The organism is Pedococcus sp. P2_D9, from assembly GCF_056404275.1.
In genome coordinates, this window is the sequence record NZ_JBFUEI010000001.1 from 507496 (window position 1) to 526069 (window position 18574).

At 70.2% G+C, this 18574-nt stretch carries 21 protein-coding genes and 1 tRNA gene; 9 read left to right on the plus strand and 13 right to left on the minus strand.

The features are described from left to right. Nucleotides 1–26: 26 nt before the first annotated feature. The 7 genes from AC1DXJ_RS02405 to AC1DXJ_RS02435 form a co-directional block, all read right to left on the minus strand. On the minus strand, nt 27–368 hold the full coding sequence (locus tag AC1DXJ_RS02405; RefSeq protein WP_477613039.1) for a hypothetical protein: 342 nt from the start codon (nt 366–368) through the stop codon (nt 27–29). Nucleotides 369–371: 3 nt separating this feature from the next. Continuing rightward, nucleotides 372–632 carry a DUF6295 family protein gene (locus AC1DXJ_RS02410; protein WP_477613040.1) on the minus strand — a complete coding sequence of 87 codons (261 nt, stop codon included), beginning with the start codon at nt 630–632 and terminating at the stop codon, nt 372–374. Nucleotide 633: 1 nt separating this feature from the next. Further along, nucleotides 634–1386, minus strand: a complete 753-nt coding sequence (locus AC1DXJ_RS02415; protein WP_477632190.1) for a dienelactone hydrolase family protein — start codon at nt 1384–1386, stop codon at nt 634–636. Nucleotides 1387–1548: 162 nt separating this feature from the next. Next, nucleotides 1549–1625 (minus strand) — tRNA-Val (locus AC1DXJ_RS02420). Nucleotides 1626–1767: 142 nt separating this feature from the next. Beyond that, nucleotides 1768–2259, minus strand: coding sequence for a TIGR02611 family protein (locus AC1DXJ_RS02425; RefSeq protein WP_477632191.1), 492 nt, complete (start codon nt 2257–2259; stop codon nt 1768–1770). Beyond that, nucleotides 2256–3098, minus strand: coding sequence for an aminotransferase class IV (locus AC1DXJ_RS02430; protein WP_477632192.1), 843 nt, complete (start codon nt 3096–3098; stop codon nt 2256–2258). Before AC1DXJ_RS02430 ends, AC1DXJ_RS02425 begins: the two co-directional genes overlap by 4 nt. 7 nt (nt 3099–3105) lie before the next feature. Continuing rightward, on the minus strand, nt 3106–4131 hold the full coding sequence (locus AC1DXJ_RS02435) for a chorismate-binding protein (protein WP_477632193.1): 1026 nt from the start codon (nt 4129–4131) through the stop codon (nt 3106–3108). Between the two features lie 35 nt (nt 4132–4166). Here AC1DXJ_RS02435 and AC1DXJ_RS02440 point away from each other — a divergent pair, with 35 nt between their 5' ends. From AC1DXJ_RS02440 to AC1DXJ_RS02475, 8 genes are all read left to right on the plus strand, one after another. After that, nucleotides 4167–5318 carry a CapA family protein gene (locus AC1DXJ_RS02440; RefSeq protein WP_477632194.1) on the plus strand — a complete coding sequence of 384 codons (1152 nt, stop codon included), beginning with the start codon at nt 4167–4169 and terminating at the stop codon, nt 5316–5318. Nucleotides 5319–5417: 99 nt separating this feature from the next. Then, entirely contained in the window at nt 5418–6572 is a 1155-nt protein-coding gene (locus AC1DXJ_RS02445; RefSeq protein WP_477636290.1) for an LLM class flavin-dependent oxidoreductase, read from the plus strand. Further along, nucleotides 6569–7216: an FMN reductase gene (locus AC1DXJ_RS02450; RefSeq protein WP_477632196.1), complete on the plus strand. Its 648-nt coding sequence runs from the start codon at nt 6569–6571 to the stop codon at nt 7214–7216. Before AC1DXJ_RS02445 ends, AC1DXJ_RS02450 begins: the two co-directional genes overlap by 4 nt. 184 nt (nt 7217–7400) lie before the next feature. Next, on the plus strand, nt 7401–8846 hold the full coding sequence (locus tag AC1DXJ_RS02455; protein WP_477632197.1) for an HNH endonuclease signature motif containing protein: 1446 nt from the start codon (nt 7401–7403) through the stop codon (nt 8844–8846). Nucleotides 8847–8999: 153 nt separating this feature from the next. Beyond that, complete coding sequence (locus AC1DXJ_RS02460) at nt 9000–10043, plus strand: trypsin-like serine peptidase (RefSeq protein ID WP_477632198.1); 1044 nt, start codon at nt 9000–9002, stop codon at nt 10041–10043. Beyond that, nucleotides 10040–10723: a hypothetical protein gene (locus AC1DXJ_RS02465; RefSeq protein ID WP_477613050.1), complete on the plus strand. Its 684-nt coding sequence runs from the start codon at nt 10040–10042 to the stop codon at nt 10721–10723. The genes AC1DXJ_RS02460 and AC1DXJ_RS02465 overlap by 4 nt, the downstream gene beginning before the upstream one ends. 3 nt (nt 10724–10726) lie before the next feature. Next, nucleotides 10727–11638, plus strand: coding sequence for a hypothetical protein (locus AC1DXJ_RS02470; protein ID WP_477632199.1), 912 nt, complete (start codon nt 10727–10729; stop codon nt 11636–11638). Nucleotides 11639–11741: 103 nt separating this feature from the next. Further along, complete coding sequence (locus AC1DXJ_RS02475; protein WP_477613052.1) at nt 11742–12509, plus strand: SDR family NAD(P)-dependent oxidoreductase; 768 nt, start codon at nt 11742–11744, stop codon at nt 12507–12509. An 83-nt stretch (nt 12510–12592) separates the two neighbouring features. On the opposite strand, the gene AC1DXJ_RS02480 is transcribed toward AC1DXJ_RS02475, so the two are convergent. Together AC1DXJ_RS02480 and AC1DXJ_RS02485 are read right to left on the minus strand one after the other, a co-directional pair. After that, nucleotides 12593–13183: a hypothetical protein gene (locus AC1DXJ_RS02480; protein WP_477632200.1), complete on the minus strand. Its 591-nt coding sequence runs from the start codon at nt 13181–13183 to the stop codon at nt 12593–12595. 130 nt (nt 13184–13313) lie between these two features. Further along, complete coding sequence (locus AC1DXJ_RS02485) at nt 13314–13823, minus strand: pyridoxamine 5'-phosphate oxidase family protein (protein ID WP_477632201.1); 510 nt, start codon at nt 13821–13823, stop codon at nt 13314–13316. 124 nt (nt 13824–13947) lie between these two features. On the opposite strand from AC1DXJ_RS02485, the gene AC1DXJ_RS02490 reads away from it, so the two are divergent. Further along, nucleotides 13948–14403 (plus strand): pyridoxamine 5'-phosphate oxidase family protein, encoded by a 456-nt coding sequence (locus AC1DXJ_RS02490; RefSeq protein ID WP_477632202.1) that lies wholly within the window; start codon nt 13948–13950, stop codon nt 14401–14403. Here AC1DXJ_RS02490 and AC1DXJ_RS02495 read toward each other — a convergent pair. From AC1DXJ_RS02495 to AC1DXJ_RS02510, 4 genes are all read right to left on the minus strand, one after another. Beyond that, nucleotides 14381–15034: a response regulator gene (locus tag AC1DXJ_RS02495; RefSeq protein ID WP_477613056.1), complete on the minus strand. Its 654-nt coding sequence runs from the start codon at nt 15032–15034 to the stop codon at nt 14381–14383. The two genes, AC1DXJ_RS02490 and AC1DXJ_RS02495, sit on opposite strands and share 23 nt — an antisense overlap. A gap of 98 nt (nt 15035–15132) precedes the next feature. Then, nucleotides 15133–16080 carry a universal stress protein gene (locus tag AC1DXJ_RS02500; RefSeq protein WP_477613057.1) on the minus strand — a complete coding sequence of 316 codons (948 nt, stop codon included), beginning with the start codon at nt 16078–16080 and terminating at the stop codon, nt 15133–15135. Nucleotides 16081–16138: 58 nt separating this feature from the next. Beyond that, nucleotides 16139–17794 carry a GAF domain-containing sensor histidine kinase gene (locus AC1DXJ_RS02505; RefSeq protein WP_477613058.1) on the minus strand — a complete coding sequence of 552 codons (1656 nt, stop codon included), beginning with the start codon at nt 17792–17794 and terminating at the stop codon, nt 16139–16141. A 25-nt stretch (nt 17795–17819) separates the two neighbouring features. Next, entirely contained in the window at nt 17820–18461 is a 642-nt protein-coding gene (locus tag AC1DXJ_RS02510) for a CBS domain-containing protein (RefSeq protein WP_477632203.1), read from the minus strand. Nucleotides 18462–18574: the final 113 nt, after the last annotated feature.

Consider the following 18574-nt stretch of genomic DNA (forward strand, 5'->3'; position numbering starts at 1 on the left):
TACCCGTTCGCGTTCACCCGCGAGGCTCAGGACACGACCTCCACCGCGTCGCCCACCAAGAGCTCGCCGGGTCGCCGCACCGCGGCATACACGCCCGGGCAGTTGCGTGCCGTGCCGGTGACGTCCAGCTCGACAGCGCCCACGCGCAGCACCCTGCCGATGCTGGCGGCCAGCTCGGCCGAGCCCAGCGTCACGACGAGGTTGGCGCGGGTGTCGGACCGGACGTCCTCGGCGGCGACCACCTGGACGGCGGCCTTCTTGCGCCGGTCACCGGCCAGGCCCTCGGGTTCGACGACCGCTCCCTGCAGGTCCTGACCGGGCTCGCCATGCACGGGGAAGATGTGGATCTCGTTGACCTGCGCGGACATTCGTCAGACCTCCGGGGGTGCGGAGGCAAGGGCAGCCTCGATCGCGCGGACCAGCCGGCCAGCGGAGTCACGAGTGAGCTCGACCGCAAGGCGCGCCCCGGGGCCACGCGACGGGTCGGCCAGGTCGATGTTGAGGGTGTGTTCGGCCATCGCGTGCACCGGGTGGTCGTAGTAGACCGTGGCATCAGTGACGTGGAACCACTCGCCACCGGGCCCCTTTGCACTGCCGTCGACCTGTTCGGAAACCGTGGCGTACGTGCACATGTCAGCTCTCCCGTGGGCTCAGGTGCGTGGCGAAGAAGCGGGCGATCCGCTCCCACCCGTCGTTGGCCGCGGCGACCCGGTAGCTCGGGCGGTCGACGGCGAAGAACCCGTGCCCCGCGTCCTCGTAGGAGTGGAACTCGTGCGGTTTGTCCAGGTTAGTGAGGCGACTGTCCAGCTCGGCGACGTGTGCCGGGCTCGGCGTCTTGTCCTCGACACCGAACAGCCCCATCAGGGGCGCCTCCAACGACGGGAGCAGGTCGACCAGGTTGGTGATCTTCAGGGCGTAGCCCGCCGGCGGTTCCCCGGTGACGAAGGCGCCGTAGCAGTCGACCGCAGCGTCCACGTCGAGGTGGCACGCGGCGAGCACGGCCTGACGACCACCGGAACAGTGCCCGATGACGCCCACCCTGCCATCGCTCGTCGAGAGTGCGCGCAGGTATGCCGCGGCCGCACCGACGTCGCCGACCAACCGCTCGTCGGGCACGCCGCCTTGCGCCCTGGCCGTGGCTGCCGCATCGGCTGGGTCGGCTCCCGGCGCCTCGCGGGAGTACAGGTTGGGACAGACGGTGTCGTAGCCGAGCTCGGCGAAGCGGCGCACCATCTCCTTGGTGGCCCGGTCGTAACCGGGCATGTGGTGGATGACCACCACGCCGCCCCGGGTGTGCTGGCCGTCCGGACGGGCGAGATAGGCCTCGACCTGCGCCCCGTCTGCGCCGTTCAGGGAGACGGTCGTTGCGCTGAGGGAGTCACTCACCTCGCGATGGTATGCCCGGGATGCCTACATCCAGTGCTGTAGTACCCGCGTCCGAGAGGCGCTCATGCACCGGTCGGTGGGCGCGGGTCCTGCGTTCCCCTAGCGTCGAAGCAGCACCCCCGTCCGGTCCAGAACCGCGGGGGTGCTGCCATGACTTCGTGCTGGTGGACGTGAAGGGACTCGAACCCATGGCCTCTCGCGTGTGAAGCGAACGCTCTAACCAACTGAGCTACACGTCCAGGTGCCCTCGTCACACGCGGTGACGGTCGGGCCTGCCGAAGAATAGCCGGATCGGGCGGATCAGGTGAAATCCGGGGGTGTCCCGGGAGTCACCGGCCGCTTCTCGGGCCCCACAGCCCGCCGGGTGGCCCGCCCGCCGGGTCACAGCCCCGGCAGCCCGTTGATCCAGTCCTCCGCGAAGTCAGGCAGGAGGCTGGGGACCCCGGACACCAGGAACATGGCGTAGAAGACCAGACCGACCAGCGCGGCAGTCCCGAGGGCGACGAGCGCCTTGACCCACAGCGGCTTGGGCTCGAGCCAGTCGGCCCACGCGCGCACCTTGGTCCGGGCGAACTTCAGCAGGCGCTGTGCCCAGTCGAACTCCGACGCCCAGACGGCCAGCCCGACGAAGATGATCACCCAACCCGGACCTGGCAACGGGAGCAGGACCACACCCCCCGCCACGATCAGCAGGCCGATGATGCCGATGACCCACTTGTAGATCCGGTGCGTGTGCTGGTTGGACCGGATCTTGCGCCGCCACTCCCAGTCGGACTCCTCCTCGGCGGCGAGCTCCTCGGCGACGGCCTCCCGTGCGGCCAGGTCCGGTGCCCCTGACTCCCCCGCTGACGGTGGGTCGCTGCCCTCGTTCACGGGTCCATCCGCTCGGCGCACAGGCGCGCGAACACGGCGGCGGCCCTGGCCGTGACCGGACCGGGTTGGAGCGCACGGTCGTCGACTCCGTGAACCGCCAGCACGTCCTTGGTGCTGCTGGTGATGAACACCTCGTCGGCTTCGCGCAGGACATCCAGGGGCAGGGTCTGCTCCCGCACGTCCAGGCCGTCCTCGCGGCACCACTCGATGGTGACCTCCCGCGTGATTCCCGCGAGGCAGCCCGAGTCGAGCGGTGGGGTGAGGATCGTCCCGTCCACCACGACGAAGATGTTCGAGCCCGTGCACTCGCACAGCTCGCCGCGCGTGTTGCCGAAGACGGCCTCGATCCCGCCCCGCTCCTTGGCGTACGCGAGCGCGACGACGTTCTCGGCATAGGACGTGGTCTTGAGCCCGGCCACGGCGGAGCGCTCGTTGCGGGTCCAGGGCACCACCGCGACCGAGGCGCTGGCGGGCGGCCGCGGCTGCGGACCCGCCGTCACGATGTAGGTGAGGGGGCTGTCGTCACGGTCCGAACCGAGCGGCCCGGCTCCCCCGGTGACGGAGTAGCGCAACCGGCCGAACTCGATCTGGTCGCCGGCCTCGAGCACCGCCTTGGCCCCCTGGGCGATGTAGTCGTGGTCGGCGGCAGGCAGGCCGAGGCCGGCCAGCGTCCGGTCCAGCCGACGTGCGTGCCGGGTCGCGGCGAACACCTGGCCATGGTCGACCTTGGCCGTCTCGAAGGCCCCGTCGCCGACCGTCACGCCGTGGTCGAGGGCGGAGATGGACGGCTCGTCCACTCCGGTCAGTCGACCGTTGACCCACACCCTGACGTCGCTCATGACTCGCTCACGCCTCCACCCTCCCAGATGCCAACCCGATGAGTCGCGCGGCTTTCACCCGTGTCTCCTCCCACTCACCGACGGGGTCCGATCCCCAGGTGATGCCCGCGCCCGTGCCGAACCGCAGCCAGCGCCGACCGTCCTCGTCCCGCTCTGCCCAGAACGAGCGGATACCCACAGCGAGTTCCGCCGTGCCCCGGTCGGCATCGATCCAGCCGATGGCACCGCAGTAGGGCCCCCGAGCCACGGTCTCCAGATCCGAGATGGCCTGCAACGCAGTGTGTTTGGGCGCCCCAGACACCGAACCCGGGGGGAACGTCGCCGCCATCACCTCGGGCCACCCCACCCCCGGGCGCAGCTCTCCCGACACAGCGGACACCAGGTGGACCATGCCAGGGTGCTCCTCGGGGCGGCAGAGGTGGTCGACGCGCACCGTCCCCTCCCGACAGACGTGCGACAGGTCGTTGCGGACGAGGTCGACGATCATGACGTTCTCGGCATAGTCCTTGGGCAGCATCGCCTCGAGAGTCGTCGCCGTTCCCTTGATCGGACGGGACTCGAGCCGGTCCCCGCCGCGCAGGAGGAACGCCTCGGGGCTCGCGCAGACGACGTCCAGGCCGAGGGACGGCACCGTGATCCGTCCCGCGTGGGGTGCCGGGTTGCCCCGTTCCAGCAGCCGCGCCAGGCCGTCGAGGTCAGCGCCCTCGGGGAGCTCGTGGGACAGCACCCGGCAGAGGTTCACCTGATAGACCGTGCCCGCAGCGATCCGCTCCCGGATCTCCGCGACCCCGTCGAGGTATGCCGCCCGGTCCAGGCTGCTCTCCCACTCCCCTTCGAGGGGCGACCAGCTCGCGGGTGTCGGGGGCGCGGCATACCGGGTGACGTCGGCGAAGCGGACGGCGGTGACGTCGCCCTCGAACTCGGCGACGACGGCCCAGAACCCCGACTCCAGGGACGCCAGGTCGTGTCGCACCTCAACGGGGCGGGTGGCGTACAGGTCGCCGAACAATGCGTGCCCCGTCGCCGCCTCCACGATGGCGATCCTAGGCCGACCTAGACTCACCGATCATGCGCCCTCTCGCCCCAGGTGTGGCCGCCCCCGTCGCGGCCCTGGCCGTGGTGCTGGCCGCGGCCGCCTGCGACGGTGCGCCACCCCCTCGTCCTGCGAGCACCCGGCCGCCCGCGAGTGCCTCTATGACGGCCGGTGGGACTCCGGTGACGACACCGGCACCGCCCACGACGACGGCGCGCGCCTCGGACCCGGGCACCCTGACGATGGCGTTCGCCGGGGACGTCCACTTCGAGGACTACCTCGCCCCGCTCGCCCGCGACCCCCACGGATTGGACGAGCTGCAGACCTCGCTCGGTGCAGCGGACCTGGCCATGGTCAACCTCGAGACGGCGATCACCGAGCGCGGCACCAAGATCGGCAAGGAGTTCCACTTCCGCGCTCCGGCGTCGGCGCTCGACACGATCAAGAGCGCCGGGATCGACGCGGTGAGCATGGCCAACAACCACGGCGTCGACTACGGACCCGTGGGACTCGTGGACACCCTGGCGGCCAAGATGTCGAGTCCCGTCCCGATCGTCGGCATCGGCAAGGACCAGGAGGAGGCCTTCGCCCCCGCGATCCTGCGGGCCAAGGGGCTCCGAGTCGCGGTGTTCGGTGCCTCCGAGGTCTTCGAGATGACGCTCGCGCGCTACTCGGCGGGTCCGGGCAAGGGCGGGATCGCCAGTGCGAGTCCGGTGGACCGGCTCCGGTCGGCTGTGTCGGCCGCGGCCGCGAAGTACGACCTCGTCGTCGTCTTCCTGCACTGGGGCCTGGACTACCAGGCGTGCCCCGACCGGCTGTCCGTCCAGACCGCCGAGGCGCTCGAGGGCGCCGGGGCCGACATCGTCGTGGGCGGACACTCGCACCGCGTCAACGGGGCGGGTTGGCTGGGGCGCGCCTACGTCGACTACGGGTTCGGGAACTTCGTCTGGTGGCGCAGCCGCGAGCCGGATGCCCGCTCGGGGGTGCTGACGCTGTCGATCGACGTCGATGCCGCCCGCGGCACCAAGCGCGGCAGGTTGAGTGCGGTGCGCAAGGCCGTCTGGACCCCCATGCTGATCGGCGCGGACGGCATACCGCGCGAGCCCGACGCTGCGAGCAGCGCCCGGTTGCTCAGGCTCTGGCAGCAGGCCGGCGCGTGCGCGCGTCTGGACGCCACGCCGGAGTGACACAGGCGCCTGCGCCCGGAATGAAACCCGGCGGCTCGCGGTTCATGTAGTTGAATTCGCAACTACTTATCCACCCAACTCACGAGGAGCGCGAGCCCGATGCAGTTCGGAATCTTCACCGTCGGTGACGTGACCATGGATCCGACCACCGGCACGACCATCAGCGAGCACCAGCGGATCAACAACACCGTGGAGCTCGCACGCCAGGTCGAGCAGGTCGGGCTGGACGTCTTTGCCACCGGTGAGCACCACAACCCTCCGTTCGTGCCCAGCTCCCCCACCACCACGCTCGGCTTCATCGCGGCGCAGACCGACAAGCTCCTGCTGTCCACCTCGACGACTCTCATCACGACGAACGACCCGGTGAAGATCGCGGAGGACTACGCGACCCTCCAGCACCTCGCCGACGGCCGCGTGGACCTGATGATGGGCCGCGGCAACACCGGCCCCGTCTACCCGTGGTTCGGCAAGGACATCCGCGACGGCATCCCGCTGGCCATCGAGAACTACGCGTTGCTGCGCCGCCTCTGGACCGAGGAGGTCGTGACGTGGGAGGGCAAGTACCGCACGCCCCTGCAGTCCTTCACCGCCACGCCACGCCCGCTCGACGGCATACCCCCGTTCGTGTGGCACGGCTCGATCCGCAGCACTGAGATCGCGGAGCAGGCGGCCTACTACGGCGACGGCTTCTTCCACAACAACATCTTCTGGCCGATGAGCCACACCCGGCAGATGGTGGCGCTCTACCGTCGCAGGTTCGAGCACTACGGCCACGGCTCCGCGGACCAGGCCATCGTCGGGCTCGGCGGGCAGGTGTTCATGCGAGCCAACAGCCAGGACGCGGTGCGCGAGTTCCGCCCCTACTTCGACAACGCACCCGTCTACGGTCACGGACCGTCGCTGGAGGACTTCAGCCGGGAGACGCCCCTCACCGTGGGTTCGCCCGACCAGGTGATCGAGCGGTATGCCGCGATGGCCGACTCCGTCGGCGACTTCCAGCGCCAGCTGTTCCTCCTCGACCACGCAGGGCTGCCGCACCGGACAGTGATGGAGCAGGTGGAGATCCTGGGCACCCAGGTCGTGCCCGAGCTGCGGAAGATCGCGGCTGCGCGCAAGCCGGCCCACGTTCCGGACGCCCCCACTCACGCCAGCCGACTGGCCGCGGCGACCAGGCACGCCACCGAGCGCCCCGCCACGCACGCCACCACTTCCGCCACCACTCCCGCCACGCAGGACCTGGAGGTCACCCGATGAGCTCCCAGCAGACGAGTGCCCGGCAGATCGTCGTCGTGCAGGCCGGGCTGGGCCAGCCCAGCACCACGAGACTGCTCGCCGAGCGGCTGGCCACCGCCACCCAGGACGCCCTGCTCGAACGCGGCGACGAGGCGGAGGTGACCTTCGTCGACCTGCGCGAGCACGCCCACGACCTCGCCAACACCCTGCTGACCGGCTTCGCCACCGGCGGCCTACGCCTGGCCCTGGACGCCGTCCGCGACGCTGATGCGGTGATCGCCGTGACGCCGGTGTTCCAGGCGTCCTACAGCGGACTGTTCAAGACGTTCGTGGATGTCCTGGACGACTCGGCCCTGCGCGGCACCCCGGTGCTCATGGCGGCGACCGCCGGCACGGCGCGCCACTCCCTGGTGCTCGAGCACGCCATGCGACCGATGTTCTCCTACCTCAAGGCGGTCACGGTGCCGACAGGCGTCTTCGCGGCCTCTGAGGACTGGGGCACGGGCGGCACCGTGGATGCCGGCTTGTCGAGCCGCATCACCGTCGCCGCGGGCGAGCTCGCCGACCTCGTCACCGGCGGCGCGGCGCCTGGGTCGGCGTCAAGGGCCGCTCGGGTCGACGAGTTCGCCGATCCGGTGCCGTTCGAGGAGCTGCTCGCCCGCTGAGACGCGCTAGGAGCGGACGGCATTGACGTCATCACCGCCTCCGTCGGCAGACTCCCGAACCACGGCACCAACCTCACCTAGCACGTGGCACCGACAGTCCCATTGCGATGAATTCCATTGCGCTGCAACCAATTTCCCAGTTACGGCGCTTGCGAAGGAGTTCGAACACCTGTACGATTGCGACATGTCGATCAGCCCGATTGCCGAGCAGCGTGACGAGGTCCAGCGCGACCTCTGGGCGCGCACCGCGACCGTGGCCGGCCGGTTGAACCGCGCCCACGCGGAGCTGGTCGACGTCGCGGCCGAGCTCATCGAGGGCGACCACTGGGGCGACGGCGGGTTCCGCTCCCCCGAGCACTACTTCGTCGTCCGGGCAGGGCTGTCGCCGGCGCACGCGCGAGATGTGGTCGCGGTGGCGCGGCGGCGAGCCGAGCTCCCGACGATGGCCAGGTCGGTCGCGACAGGTGCCCTGTCGCTGGACCAGGCCGCTGTCGTCGCCCACCACGTGCCCGCGTCGCACCAGCGGTCGGTCGGTGAGCTGGCGGTGCACATGACGGTGCCGCAGCTGCGGCGAGCAGTCTCGCGACACGCGTTCACCGTTCCTCCTGGCGACGGTGACCCGGCGGAGCCCAACGAGCCGAGCTCGCCGACAGACGCCTCCGTCGCACAGGGCCACGCGGAACGTCGAGCCTGCGCGCGTCCTGAGCTGTCCATGCACTACGACCGCGACGGCCGGTTCCAGCTGCGCTACAGCGCACCGGCACCGATCGGGGCATTGGTCGAGCAGGCACTCAAGGAAGCCAAGGACGCGCTGTTCATCGCCCAGACTGGCGCGGCACCGCCCGAAGACACGAAGAGCGGGCAGGGCTCCAGTGGTGGCGAGGGGGCGTCCGTCGTCCCGCTGGTGCACGATTCCAGGGCGGACCGTCCCACGTACGCCGATGCCCTCGAAGAGATCGCCCACCGGGCGCTGTCGACCGTGACGTCGACCAGCCGGTCCAGTCACTACCGGGTCTATCTGCACCTGTCGACCGATGGCGCCTGGATCAACGGCGGCGGAGCGATCCCGCAGCGACTCCTGAGCCGCTTCCTCTCCGACGGCATGGTCCAGCCGGTCTGGGAGACCGATGGCCGGCCGGTCAGCGTGGGCCGCGCCATGCGGATCCTGCCGAGTCGGTCGCGTCGGCTCATCGAGGACCGCGACCGCGGCTGCCGCTTCCCGGGCTGCACGGCCACCCGGTTCGTCGAGATCCACCACCTCGAGGAGTGGGCATCGGGCGGCGCGACCGACGTCGACAACCAGGTCAGTCTCTGCCCGTTCCACCACGACGCCATCGACCGTGGCGACGTCACGATCAGCGGCGACCCCACCCGGCGCGACGGCCTGGTCGTCACCAACCGCTACGGACTCCCCGTCCGACCACCGACTCCAACTGAGCTTGCCGCCTCACCCGACAACTCCCCACGCGGCGCCCCGCAGGGCGGCGCTCCACCCGGAGCGGTCCGCGACGGCGAGCAGCCGGCATACCGACCACCCACCGGGGAACGCGCCCGCTGGGCTGACATCGAGATCCCACCCGACCGCGAACTGCCCCGACGAACCCACCTGCACGCCGTCTCTGCGGGCTGACGACCTCCGCGCGGTCCGACTCGTGCGGCGCGTTGCCCGATCGCCCCTACGTCATCTTGCTGATGCCCAGCGGGCGACATCGCGCCCATACTGAGGCATCTGCAGGGAAGCCCCTCCGACCAGCAGCAAGGACGACCACGGAGGCGTGCCGCGATGGCGATCATGAGTGCCCTGCCCGACCCAGCGCAAGGGGCAGACCCTACGGCTGCCCTGCCTGAACCCACGTTCACGCCCGGGCCGGCCACGGTCGAGCAGATCGAGGCAGTGCGGTCGGCGAAACGGGATGCGTGGCGGACCGAGCCGTTGGCCCGCAAGGTCGCGTATGCCAGGCGGCAGGGCGCACCGGTGGCCGGCAACGCATCGCCGACCGTCGTCGACGAGACCCTCGAGCGGATCTTCAAGAACGCCGACTTCCTGCCGGGGTGGTGGCTGGGCGCGGGCGCGAAGCGTGCCGAAGCCGTCGCGAAGCTCACCACCGCCATGGAGATGGGCACCGGTTTCCTCGTCTCGCCATGGGTCTTGATGACCAACCACCACGTCCTCGACTCGGCCGAGACCGCGGCGGACACCATTGCCTGGTTCCGCTACGTCGAGGACGAGGACGGCGCGAGCCAGCCCACGAAGGTGGCCCTCCAGCCCGAGCGGTGCTTCGTCACCAGCCCCGCCGACGACCTGGACTTCACCCTGGTCGCCGTGGCCCCGGTCGCGGGCAAGCCCCCGGGCGAGACGTTCGGCTACATCGCCATGCACGGCGGGGTGGGCAAGATCGTGAAGGGCCAGCCGGTCAACGTCATCCAGCACCCCCAGGGGCGGCACCGCGAAGTCACCCTGCGCAACAACACCTTCAGCGGTCCCCTCGTCGACGGTCAAGGGGTGGAGAACCCCAAGTACCTGCTCTACGACGCCGACACCGAACCCGGCTCATCCGGGGCTCCCCTGCTCAGTGACAGCTGGGAGCTCATCGGCCTCCATCACGCCAGCGAGCAGCAGCGCAACACCGAAGGCCAGTTCGTCGACCTCGACGGCAACCTCGCCGACGCCGACACCCCTGAGAACAAACGGATTTGGGTCGCCAACCGCGGCATCCGGATCTCCGCGATCGTCAGGGACCTGTCCGCACGAACCATCGATGCGAGCAACGGAACCGAGGCAGCGGAACTGGTCAGCCACGCGCTCGGACTGGGCGGGAACATATGAGCCGGGCACCGCTGTTGGTCCACGGGCGAAGCCGCATAGACCTCAGCGGGCGTCGACCACTGCAGGCACTGCTCGCCCTGCTGCTGGCGTCGATCCTGGTCGCCTGTGCCGGTTCCGGCGGTGGCGGGTTGGCGACCGACAGCTCGACGTCGGACCAGTCGACGTCCGAGCCCGGTCCCGAGCCGGCACCCACCCCAGAGGACACGGACCCCACCACCCCGGCTTCGTCGAGCAGCAACAGCAACCCGGCGATCTCCGTCGCACGCCTCCCGGTCGGCGGCGGATCCGCGCTGCGTGAGGACGACCCCACGCTGCAGTGCGCCGAGGTGTCCTGGATCGCCAACAACAACGGAGAGATCCCGCGCGGTACCGCGGTGGAGATCACCAGTCCCCTGTTCACCCCGAACGTCTTCAAGGTCGTACGGGGAGGATGTGGTTCCTCGCAACCCAACTGCGTCGGCTACATCTTCCGGTCGACCGCCCAACGCTGCGACCTGCTCGTCCGGCTGGTCGGGACGATCCCCCAGGACACCAGTCCGTCCGTGGGCTTCAAGGGCCTCGTCTACTGCCCACGCAACGACTCCCCCACGTGCCGGCAGTTCGTGGCAGCGCTCGGCGACCAGCCGCAGATCTCCGTCCAGCTCACCGTGCCACCATCCCCAGAACCCGAGACGACCTGACGGATGGCAACCGAGCCCAGCCGACCGGGGGCGCAGGACGACGACGCTCCCGGGAGCCCCAGCACCGTCGCCAGTCCTGACACCTCCGCCAGCACCTCCAGGCTGTCGTGGGACCGGGTCTACAGCTTCGCGGGCAACATCGTGGCTCCCGCGACCGCGCTCAGTGCGTTGCTCTTCTACTTCGGATACGTCTCGACGCGGGCGCAGTACCTCTACTTCGGCCTGGACGTCGACACCATCGGCCTGTCGACGCAGGCCTTCGTCATGCGCAGCCCTCAGCCGCTGCTGGTGCCGGTGCTCGTCCTGTTCCTCCTCGTGGCGGGTGGCGTCGCCGTCAACCGTTGGCTCGGGCCCCGACTGACCGGACACGCCCGGGCCACTCTCATCGTGGGCACGACCATCCTCGGCGTCGGGCTGGTGGTGCTGTTCTCGTACCCCGTCTCCGGACGGTGGACCTACTACCCGCTCGTCGCCCCCGTCCTCCTCGCGCTGGGAGCCGGCATCACGGCATACGCCATGGGGCAGCGGCACGGCACGGTCCGCCTGCGTGTCGCCCTGTGGCTCACAGTCGCCGCCGCGGTCTTCTGGACGAACGCGACGCTCGCGCAGTGGTCGGGCACGGGGCTGGGCCAGGAGCAGGCCGGTCGGCTCAACGAGCTGCCGAGGGTCGTCCTCGACACCCGCGAACGGCTCTACCTGCGCAATGCCGACGTCTCCGAGGCGGCCCTGCAGACGGAGGAGGGGCAGACCTTCCGGTACCGGTACCGCGGTCTGCGGCTGCTGGTGCAGAACGGCGACCGGATGTTCCTCGTGCCCTGCACCGAGCGAGTCACCCCATGTCCGTACCACCAGGGCAGCGCGACCCTCGTCGTGCGGTTCTCCGACAACACCCGCGTGCAGTTCCTCGCGCCCTAGCAGGACAGGTCGGTGAGCCAGCGCCGGTCCGCGGTGATCGCTGCGCGGGTATGCCGTGCGGCCACCGGTGTCGCGTGTGTTACCCGAGATCTAGATTGGTCGGATGAATGCACTCGACCGCTTCTCCCTGGCTGATCGGGTCGCCGTCGTCACCGGCGCGACCCGAGGCCTGGGCGCCGGGTTCGCCCAGGCCCTCGGCGACGCAGGCGCCTCCGTCATGCTGGTCGGACGAGACACCGCGGCGGCTGAAGATGTGCTGGACTCGTTGCGAGGCAACGACATCCGGGCAGACTTCGTGGCGGCCGACGTGACTGTGGCCGAGGACGTGCAGCGCGTCCTGGACTCGACCCTGTCCCTCCACGGCCGGGTCGACGTCTTGGTCAACAACGCCGGCGCCTGCGTCCACGCGCCGGCCCTCGACGTGACGCCGGAGGACTGGCGTGCGGTCATGGCCGTCAACCTCGACGCGGTGTGGACGTGCTCGCAGATCTTTGGCCGACAGTTCGTCTCGCAGCGCTCCGGGTCGATCGTCAACATCGGCTCGATGTCGGGGTTCATCGTCAACCGGCCGCAGTGGCAGCCGGCCTACAACGCCTCCAAGGCGGCCGTGCACCACCTCACGCGCAGCCTGGCCGCCGAGTGGGCTCCACACGGGGTGCGCGTGAACGCCCTGGCCCCCGGCTACATCAAGACGGACATGTCCCCCGTCGACGACCCGCAGTTCCGTCAGCACTGGATCGACGACGCCCCCATGCAGCGCTACGGCACCGTCGATGAGCTCGCCCCGGCGGTGATCTTCCTGGCCAGCGACGCGTCCTCGTTCGTCACCGGGTCCGTACTCGTGGCCGACGGCGGCTACACCGCGTTCTGACTCGGTGTAGCCGGGTCAGACGGCCGGGCACGACAGAGCCCCCGTTCCGGGGGAACGGGGGCTCTGGTCCTTGACCGGTCGGGCTAGGCGATCGCGGGCTTCGGCGCGGTGCGGCGCGAGCCGACACCGACCTCTTCCTCGACCGGTACCCGGCGCAGGTGCATGAAGCCGAGGAGGGCCAGGGCGATCATCGCCGCCGCGCCGAGGAAGGCGGCCCACGCGGCATACATCGCGATCTTGCCCATGGTGCCGAAGGCGTAGGCATTGAGCAGCAGGCCGCGCAGGGTCTCGCCCTTGAAGGCCAGGTCGACCATGGCCTTGGCTTTCGGGTCGTCAGGGTTGGCGCGGGCCGCGGCGCTCAGCTCGGAGTAGGTCTTGCCACCGGTCGACTCGTTGAGGTGGACCTTGATGAAGTGGTCCGCATAGGCCTTTGCCTGCGCACCCGTGGTGAGCTGCTGGCCGGCGTACTGCTCGAGGTAGGGCTTGACCAGCGGGTCGTTGAGCTGCTCGCTGCCCTTGGCGGGGAAGTTGATGTGCTGGGCCGCCAGCTGGGAGTGGACCTCGTTGTCCACGAAGCTGCTCGCCCACGTCATCAGTCCCCCGGCAACCAGGAGGACCGCGGCGACGATGAGACCGCCGGTCGTGAGCAAGGCGTCGAGTGTGCGTCGTCGCATGGTGGTGATTCCTCCAGTGGTGCTTGGCACCGTGGTATTGGTTCTGACAGAACAACTTTCGCGTGGCTGAGTGCGTCGGATCAGGGCCTAAGGTCCCGTCATCTCGGGGCGGGTTTGAGTTGGCCGCGGGTCACTCGTCTTGCCTCGTGTGCGGAGGGTCGGCGGAGACGTGCCCACCCCGCACGGCGAACCGACGTCCGGACACCGAGTCCGGGTGGATCCGCATGATCCGCGGCTTGGGAGCGTCGTGCCACGGGTACAGCGGCAGGCGGAGCGCGTCCAGCGCGTCGTCGAGGTCGTAGACCTCATGGGCGACTCCACGCACGACGACGCTCCACGCCGTCGCGTCACTCGTGTCGTAGCCGTCCACCTCGAAGGCGACGAAGGCGCCGTCGGATGAGGTGAAGAGAGTGCCGGACCCGGTGCGGAAGACCAGCGACCCGTGGTCGACGGCGTAGTTGACCGGGAAGATGTCGGGACGTCGGTCGTGGATGACCGCCGCGCGCCCGACCACCCCCTGCCGGAGCCTGGCCCAGCACTGGGCCACCGTGAGCACCTCCGCCGGGCTCTCCCCGGGCTGCTCGTGCTGCTCGTACGTGTGGAGCGAGGTGCGGTGCGTGTCGTCGCGGTGCGTGTCCATGGGTCCACAGTGACGCGCCCGGGTATGCCGTGGTCAGGGTCCAAGGTCCCTGTCGCCGGCCACTTCGCCGGACAACCCTAAAGGCAGAGGCCAGCGGCCGGCCGGCCCGAGCCGAGGAGGAGCCATGTCGTCCACCCCCAGCAGACGCACCGTGATGTCCGACGTCGTCAGGCCCACTGACCACACGGGCCTCGAGGTCCTCGACCTCGAGCAGTGCCTCTCACGACTGGCACAGGTCCCCGTCGGTCGCCTCGCCTTCCACCTCGACGGAGAGCTGGCCATCCTGCCAGTCGTGCACACCCTCGACGGGGTGGACGTCTGCTTCCGCACCGCGGGTGACTCCAAGCTCCAGGTCGCCATCGACCGGGACGTCGTGGCCTTCGAGGTCGACTGGTTCGATGCAGCCACCCACAAGGGTTGGAGCGTCCTGGTCCAGGGAACGGCCATGCTCGTCGAAGACGAAGCGGACGTGCGACGACTGGACTCGGTGGCCCGCATGCCGTGGGTGCCATCCCACGAGGGACCCAGCACCTGGGTGAGGGTGCGCACCCAGAGCATCACTGGTCGCGAGCTGGTCTGACTCCCTGCCCGGCGATGTAGACCGCAGCCTGAGTGCGGCGCTCCATCCCGAGCTTGGCGAGCACCGAGGTGACGTAGTTCTTCACCGTCTTCTCGGCCAGTGACAGCGAGTCACCGATCTGCCGGTTGGTCAGGCCCTGCGCGATGCAGTCGAGGATGCGGCGTTCCTGCGGGGTGAGGGCCGCCAGCCGCGGATCGGCCGGCTGCTCGTGTCCCCAGGCCTGACGGAGCCGCTCAACGACGTCGGGGGCCAGGAGGGACTCCCCCGCGGCGACCCGCCGGATGGACGTGACCAGGTCGGCACCGCGGACGTCCTTGAGCACGTAGCCGGCCGCTCCGGCCGCCACTGCGGCGGTCAGCGCCTGCTCGTCGTCGTAGGACGTGAGGATGATCGCGCGGATGCTCGGGTCGACGGACCTGACGTCGCGGCACACGTCGATCCCCGAGCCGTCTGGGAGCCGCCCGTCAAGGACCATGACATCGGGTCGGAGGGCGGGGATGCGGCGGCTGGCCTCGTGCGCCGACCCCGACTCACCCACGATCTCCAGGTCGTCCTCCACCTCGATCAGCTCGCGCAGGCCACGTCGCACGACTTCGTGGTCGTCGAGCAAGAACACGGTGATGCCCACCACTGATCACTCCCTCTCGTCCACGAGCCTACCGATGCGCGCAGTCGACGGAGGGGGACGCCACGTCCACACGGTAGCGGCGCTCAGGCCATCGGGCCGGATCACAGGGAACCCCGACGCACGACCACCACGGGGCTGGCCGAGCGACGCATCACGCCGTGGCTCACCGAGCCCACCATGAGGCCCGCGAAACCGCCCTTCCCGCGACTCCCGATGACCACCAGGCCCGCACGACGGGACTGCTCGACGAGGACGTCGTCGGCGCGCCCCTCGATGACGGACCCCGTGACCGTCAGGTCGGGGTCGACGGAGCGTACCTGCGCGATGGCCTCGTCGACGGCTGCGTGCGCCACCGACACCCACGGCTGCGCCGATGACGAGAAGGACACGTCGTCCGGTCCGTCGGGCCACGCCGTGACCGATGGCGCGCGCCAAGCGCTCACGACGTGCAGCGGTGCCTGCCACCTGCGGGCGAACTCGACGGCGAGGGCCACCGCGGCCAGTGCCGGACGGGACCCGTCGATACCGACGACAACCGGCCACGATGTGCCCGGGTGTCTCTCCGCGCCCTCGCCCACCACGACCACGGGGCACCGGGCGTGCAGGGCCACGGCGAAGGAGACGGACCCGAGGACGGCTGCCTGGAGGGCGCTTCGCCGGTTTCGCCCGACCACCACGAGCCCGGCCTCGCTGGACCGTGCGACCAGCTCGCCGGCAGGACCGCCGACGACCCCCACGGCCCCGATGGCACCGTCGGGGTTGCACGACCGGGCAAGGTCCACGCCCCGTGCGGCCGCCGCCCGACTGAGGCTCCACAGGTCGGGCACCGGGCGGATCACACCGGCGCCCACTGGCGTCTGGACTGGTGGATCGGAGGCGCTGAGGACGATGAGCTCCGACCCGAGCCGTGCGGCTTCCGTCGCAGCCCATTGAACCGCCGCCACGGACGCGGCGCTCTCGTCGAACCCGACGATGACCGGGGCACCGACGAGTCCGGTGGACGGAAGGGCGCGACCGGTCCTGGGTGGGCTGTCGAGGTGAGACGTCATGCACCGAGAATGCGCCCGGCGCACCGGTGAAGACAGGGGCGAAGGTCCCTGCGTCGGTTCAGCCCTCCGACAGGAGTGGGACCTCCCAGTCGAGCACCGTGCCGCCGGTGGCGACCGGAGCGAGCTCGAAGCGGCCCCCGCGGCCGTGCGCCCGGCGCGCGAGGTTGTCGAGCCCGGACCGGTTGGCGTCCGACGGCAGCCCGACGCCGTCATCCCGGACCCGCACCAGCACTGTGTCGGACACCTCGATGACGACCTCGGCCTGGCTGGCCCGGGCGTGCCGCGCGACGTTGCTGAGCCCCTCCCTCACAACCGCCAACAGGTCGGCCGCGATGTGCTCAGGAACGTCGGCGACGCTCCCACGCATGGTGAAGGACGGCGCGAAGCCCAGGCTCACGGCCGCGCCCTCGCAGATGGTGGTGACCTCGGCCGCAAGACTGCGGGCGTCAGGGGCGCGGTTGAGCGCAAAGATCGTGTGCCTGATGTCCTTGATGACGGCGTCGACCTCGTCCACTGCCGTCTCGATGCGTTCGCGGGCAGTCGGTTCGCTGGTCAGGCGACTCGCGGACTGCAACGACATGCCTGTGGCGAACAGCCGTTGGATGACGTGGTCGTGCATGTCCCGGGCGATCCGGTCGCGGTCCTCGAGGAGGTCAATGCGCGACTTCTCGCGTTGCGCACTGGCTGCGGTGAGGCCCACTGCCAGTCGCTGGGCGAAGTCGAGGAGGGGTGCCGAGATGCCACCGAGCTCGACAGGCAGCCCGTGGACGACCATCACCCCCAAGGCCTGCGGTCCGCCCGTCGAGAGGGGCACGACGACGTGGTCCGCCGCCGGGTCGGGTTCGCTGGGCGCCGCGGTCAGGGTGGCGCGGGTCTCCGCGTCATCCAGGATCGTGCCGACCCCGGCCGCCTTGGGTCCCGCCGACGCCACGACAACCAGGTCGCGACCGGTGGGCTGGGCGATCAGCGCGCCCTCGGCACCAGTGAGGACGAGGACGCGATCGACGGCGTCCGCGAGGACATCGGCCTCCGACCCGCCTGCCAGCAGGGCTGACACGAGGTCGCGGGTGGCCTCGCCCCAGTGTTGCTGCGTGACGCTGCGGTGGTAGAGCCGTGCGTTGTCGATCGCCACCCCGGCTGCTGCGGCGAGGGCGGTGAGGATCGTCTCGTCGTCCTCGCTGAAGCGCTCCGCGTTGCGCTTGTCGGTGAGGTACAGGTTGCCGAAGACCTCCTTGCGGATCCGCACCGGCGCCCCGAGGAAGCTCGTCATCTCGGGATGGTTGGCGGGGAAGCCGTAGGAGTCCGGGTGGTCGCTGATGCGGTCGACCCGCTGGGGGTGGGGGCTCGTGATGATCATCCCGAGCAGGCCCCGGCCGTGCGGAAGTGGACCGATGGCCGCCCTGTCCTCGTCCGAGATGCCGTGGGTGACGAACTCGATGAGCTCTTCCCCGTTGGGGCCGAGCACCCCCATGGCGCCATAGGTGGCGTCGACCAGCTGGCAGGCAGACTCCACGATCCGCCGCAGGACCGCTGCAAGCTCCAGGTCCGAGGTCACCGCCACCACGGCATCGAGCAGGGCCTCGAGCCGCTGCTGCGCCGTCCGCGCGCTGCCGGCCCGGGACCTCAGCTCGGCGATCAGGTCGTCGAGGTCGAGCCCGGAGAGCCGCGCGATGGTGCCAGGCCCCTGCGCCGGTTGCGTCTCCTGGTCTGCCACACGCCCCATCGTAGGGTGGCAGGCGTTACCCCGACCGGTGTTCGTCGGCCCGTCGATCCCCTGGGTCCGTCTCGACCTCCACGACCACGTCCCGGACCCCCGGACCTGTCGCCACGACGGACGCTGCGAGTCGCGCGTCGCTCCGGCCCAGCACCCCGGTGACAGTCACCACCCCACGAGCCACCGACACCTCCCAGGCAGGCCGGTCCAGCTCCGCCACGTCGCGGACGACCCGCAACCAGATGTCGGCGTCACGCGTGGCCAGGGCCCGGATGACATCGCTGCGGCTGACCATGCCCGTGAGCTCGCCGTGCTCACCCACCACCGGAAGGCTCTTCCACCCGGTGTCTGCCAGGATCCGCGCAACCTCCGACACGTCGCTCGCCTCGTGGGCAACCAGGGGGTCGGCGCTCATCACCTCGTGGACGGCGGATGGCCACGGCTCGGGCCGGCCGTCATCGACGGGCCGGAGGTGCGCCCGCGGGTCGGTCGCGACGTGGAGCCGCAGGATGTCGGCCTCGCTGAGGATGCCGACGACCCGGCCTGCGGCGTCCACGACGGGCAGGGCGGAGACGTGGTGCTCGGCCAGGACGCGCACAGCCGCGTCGAGCGCCGAGCCGTCCAGCACCGAGACCACGTCTCGGGTCACCAGCTCACGGACCAGCATGTTTGCCTCTTTCGATGGATGTCAGGGGTCTACTGCTTGGTACTCCAGAGTGGCTCCCGGACGGTCGACGCCACAGGGTCCTTCGTCCCTGCCCGTTGCGGTTGTGGGTCGAG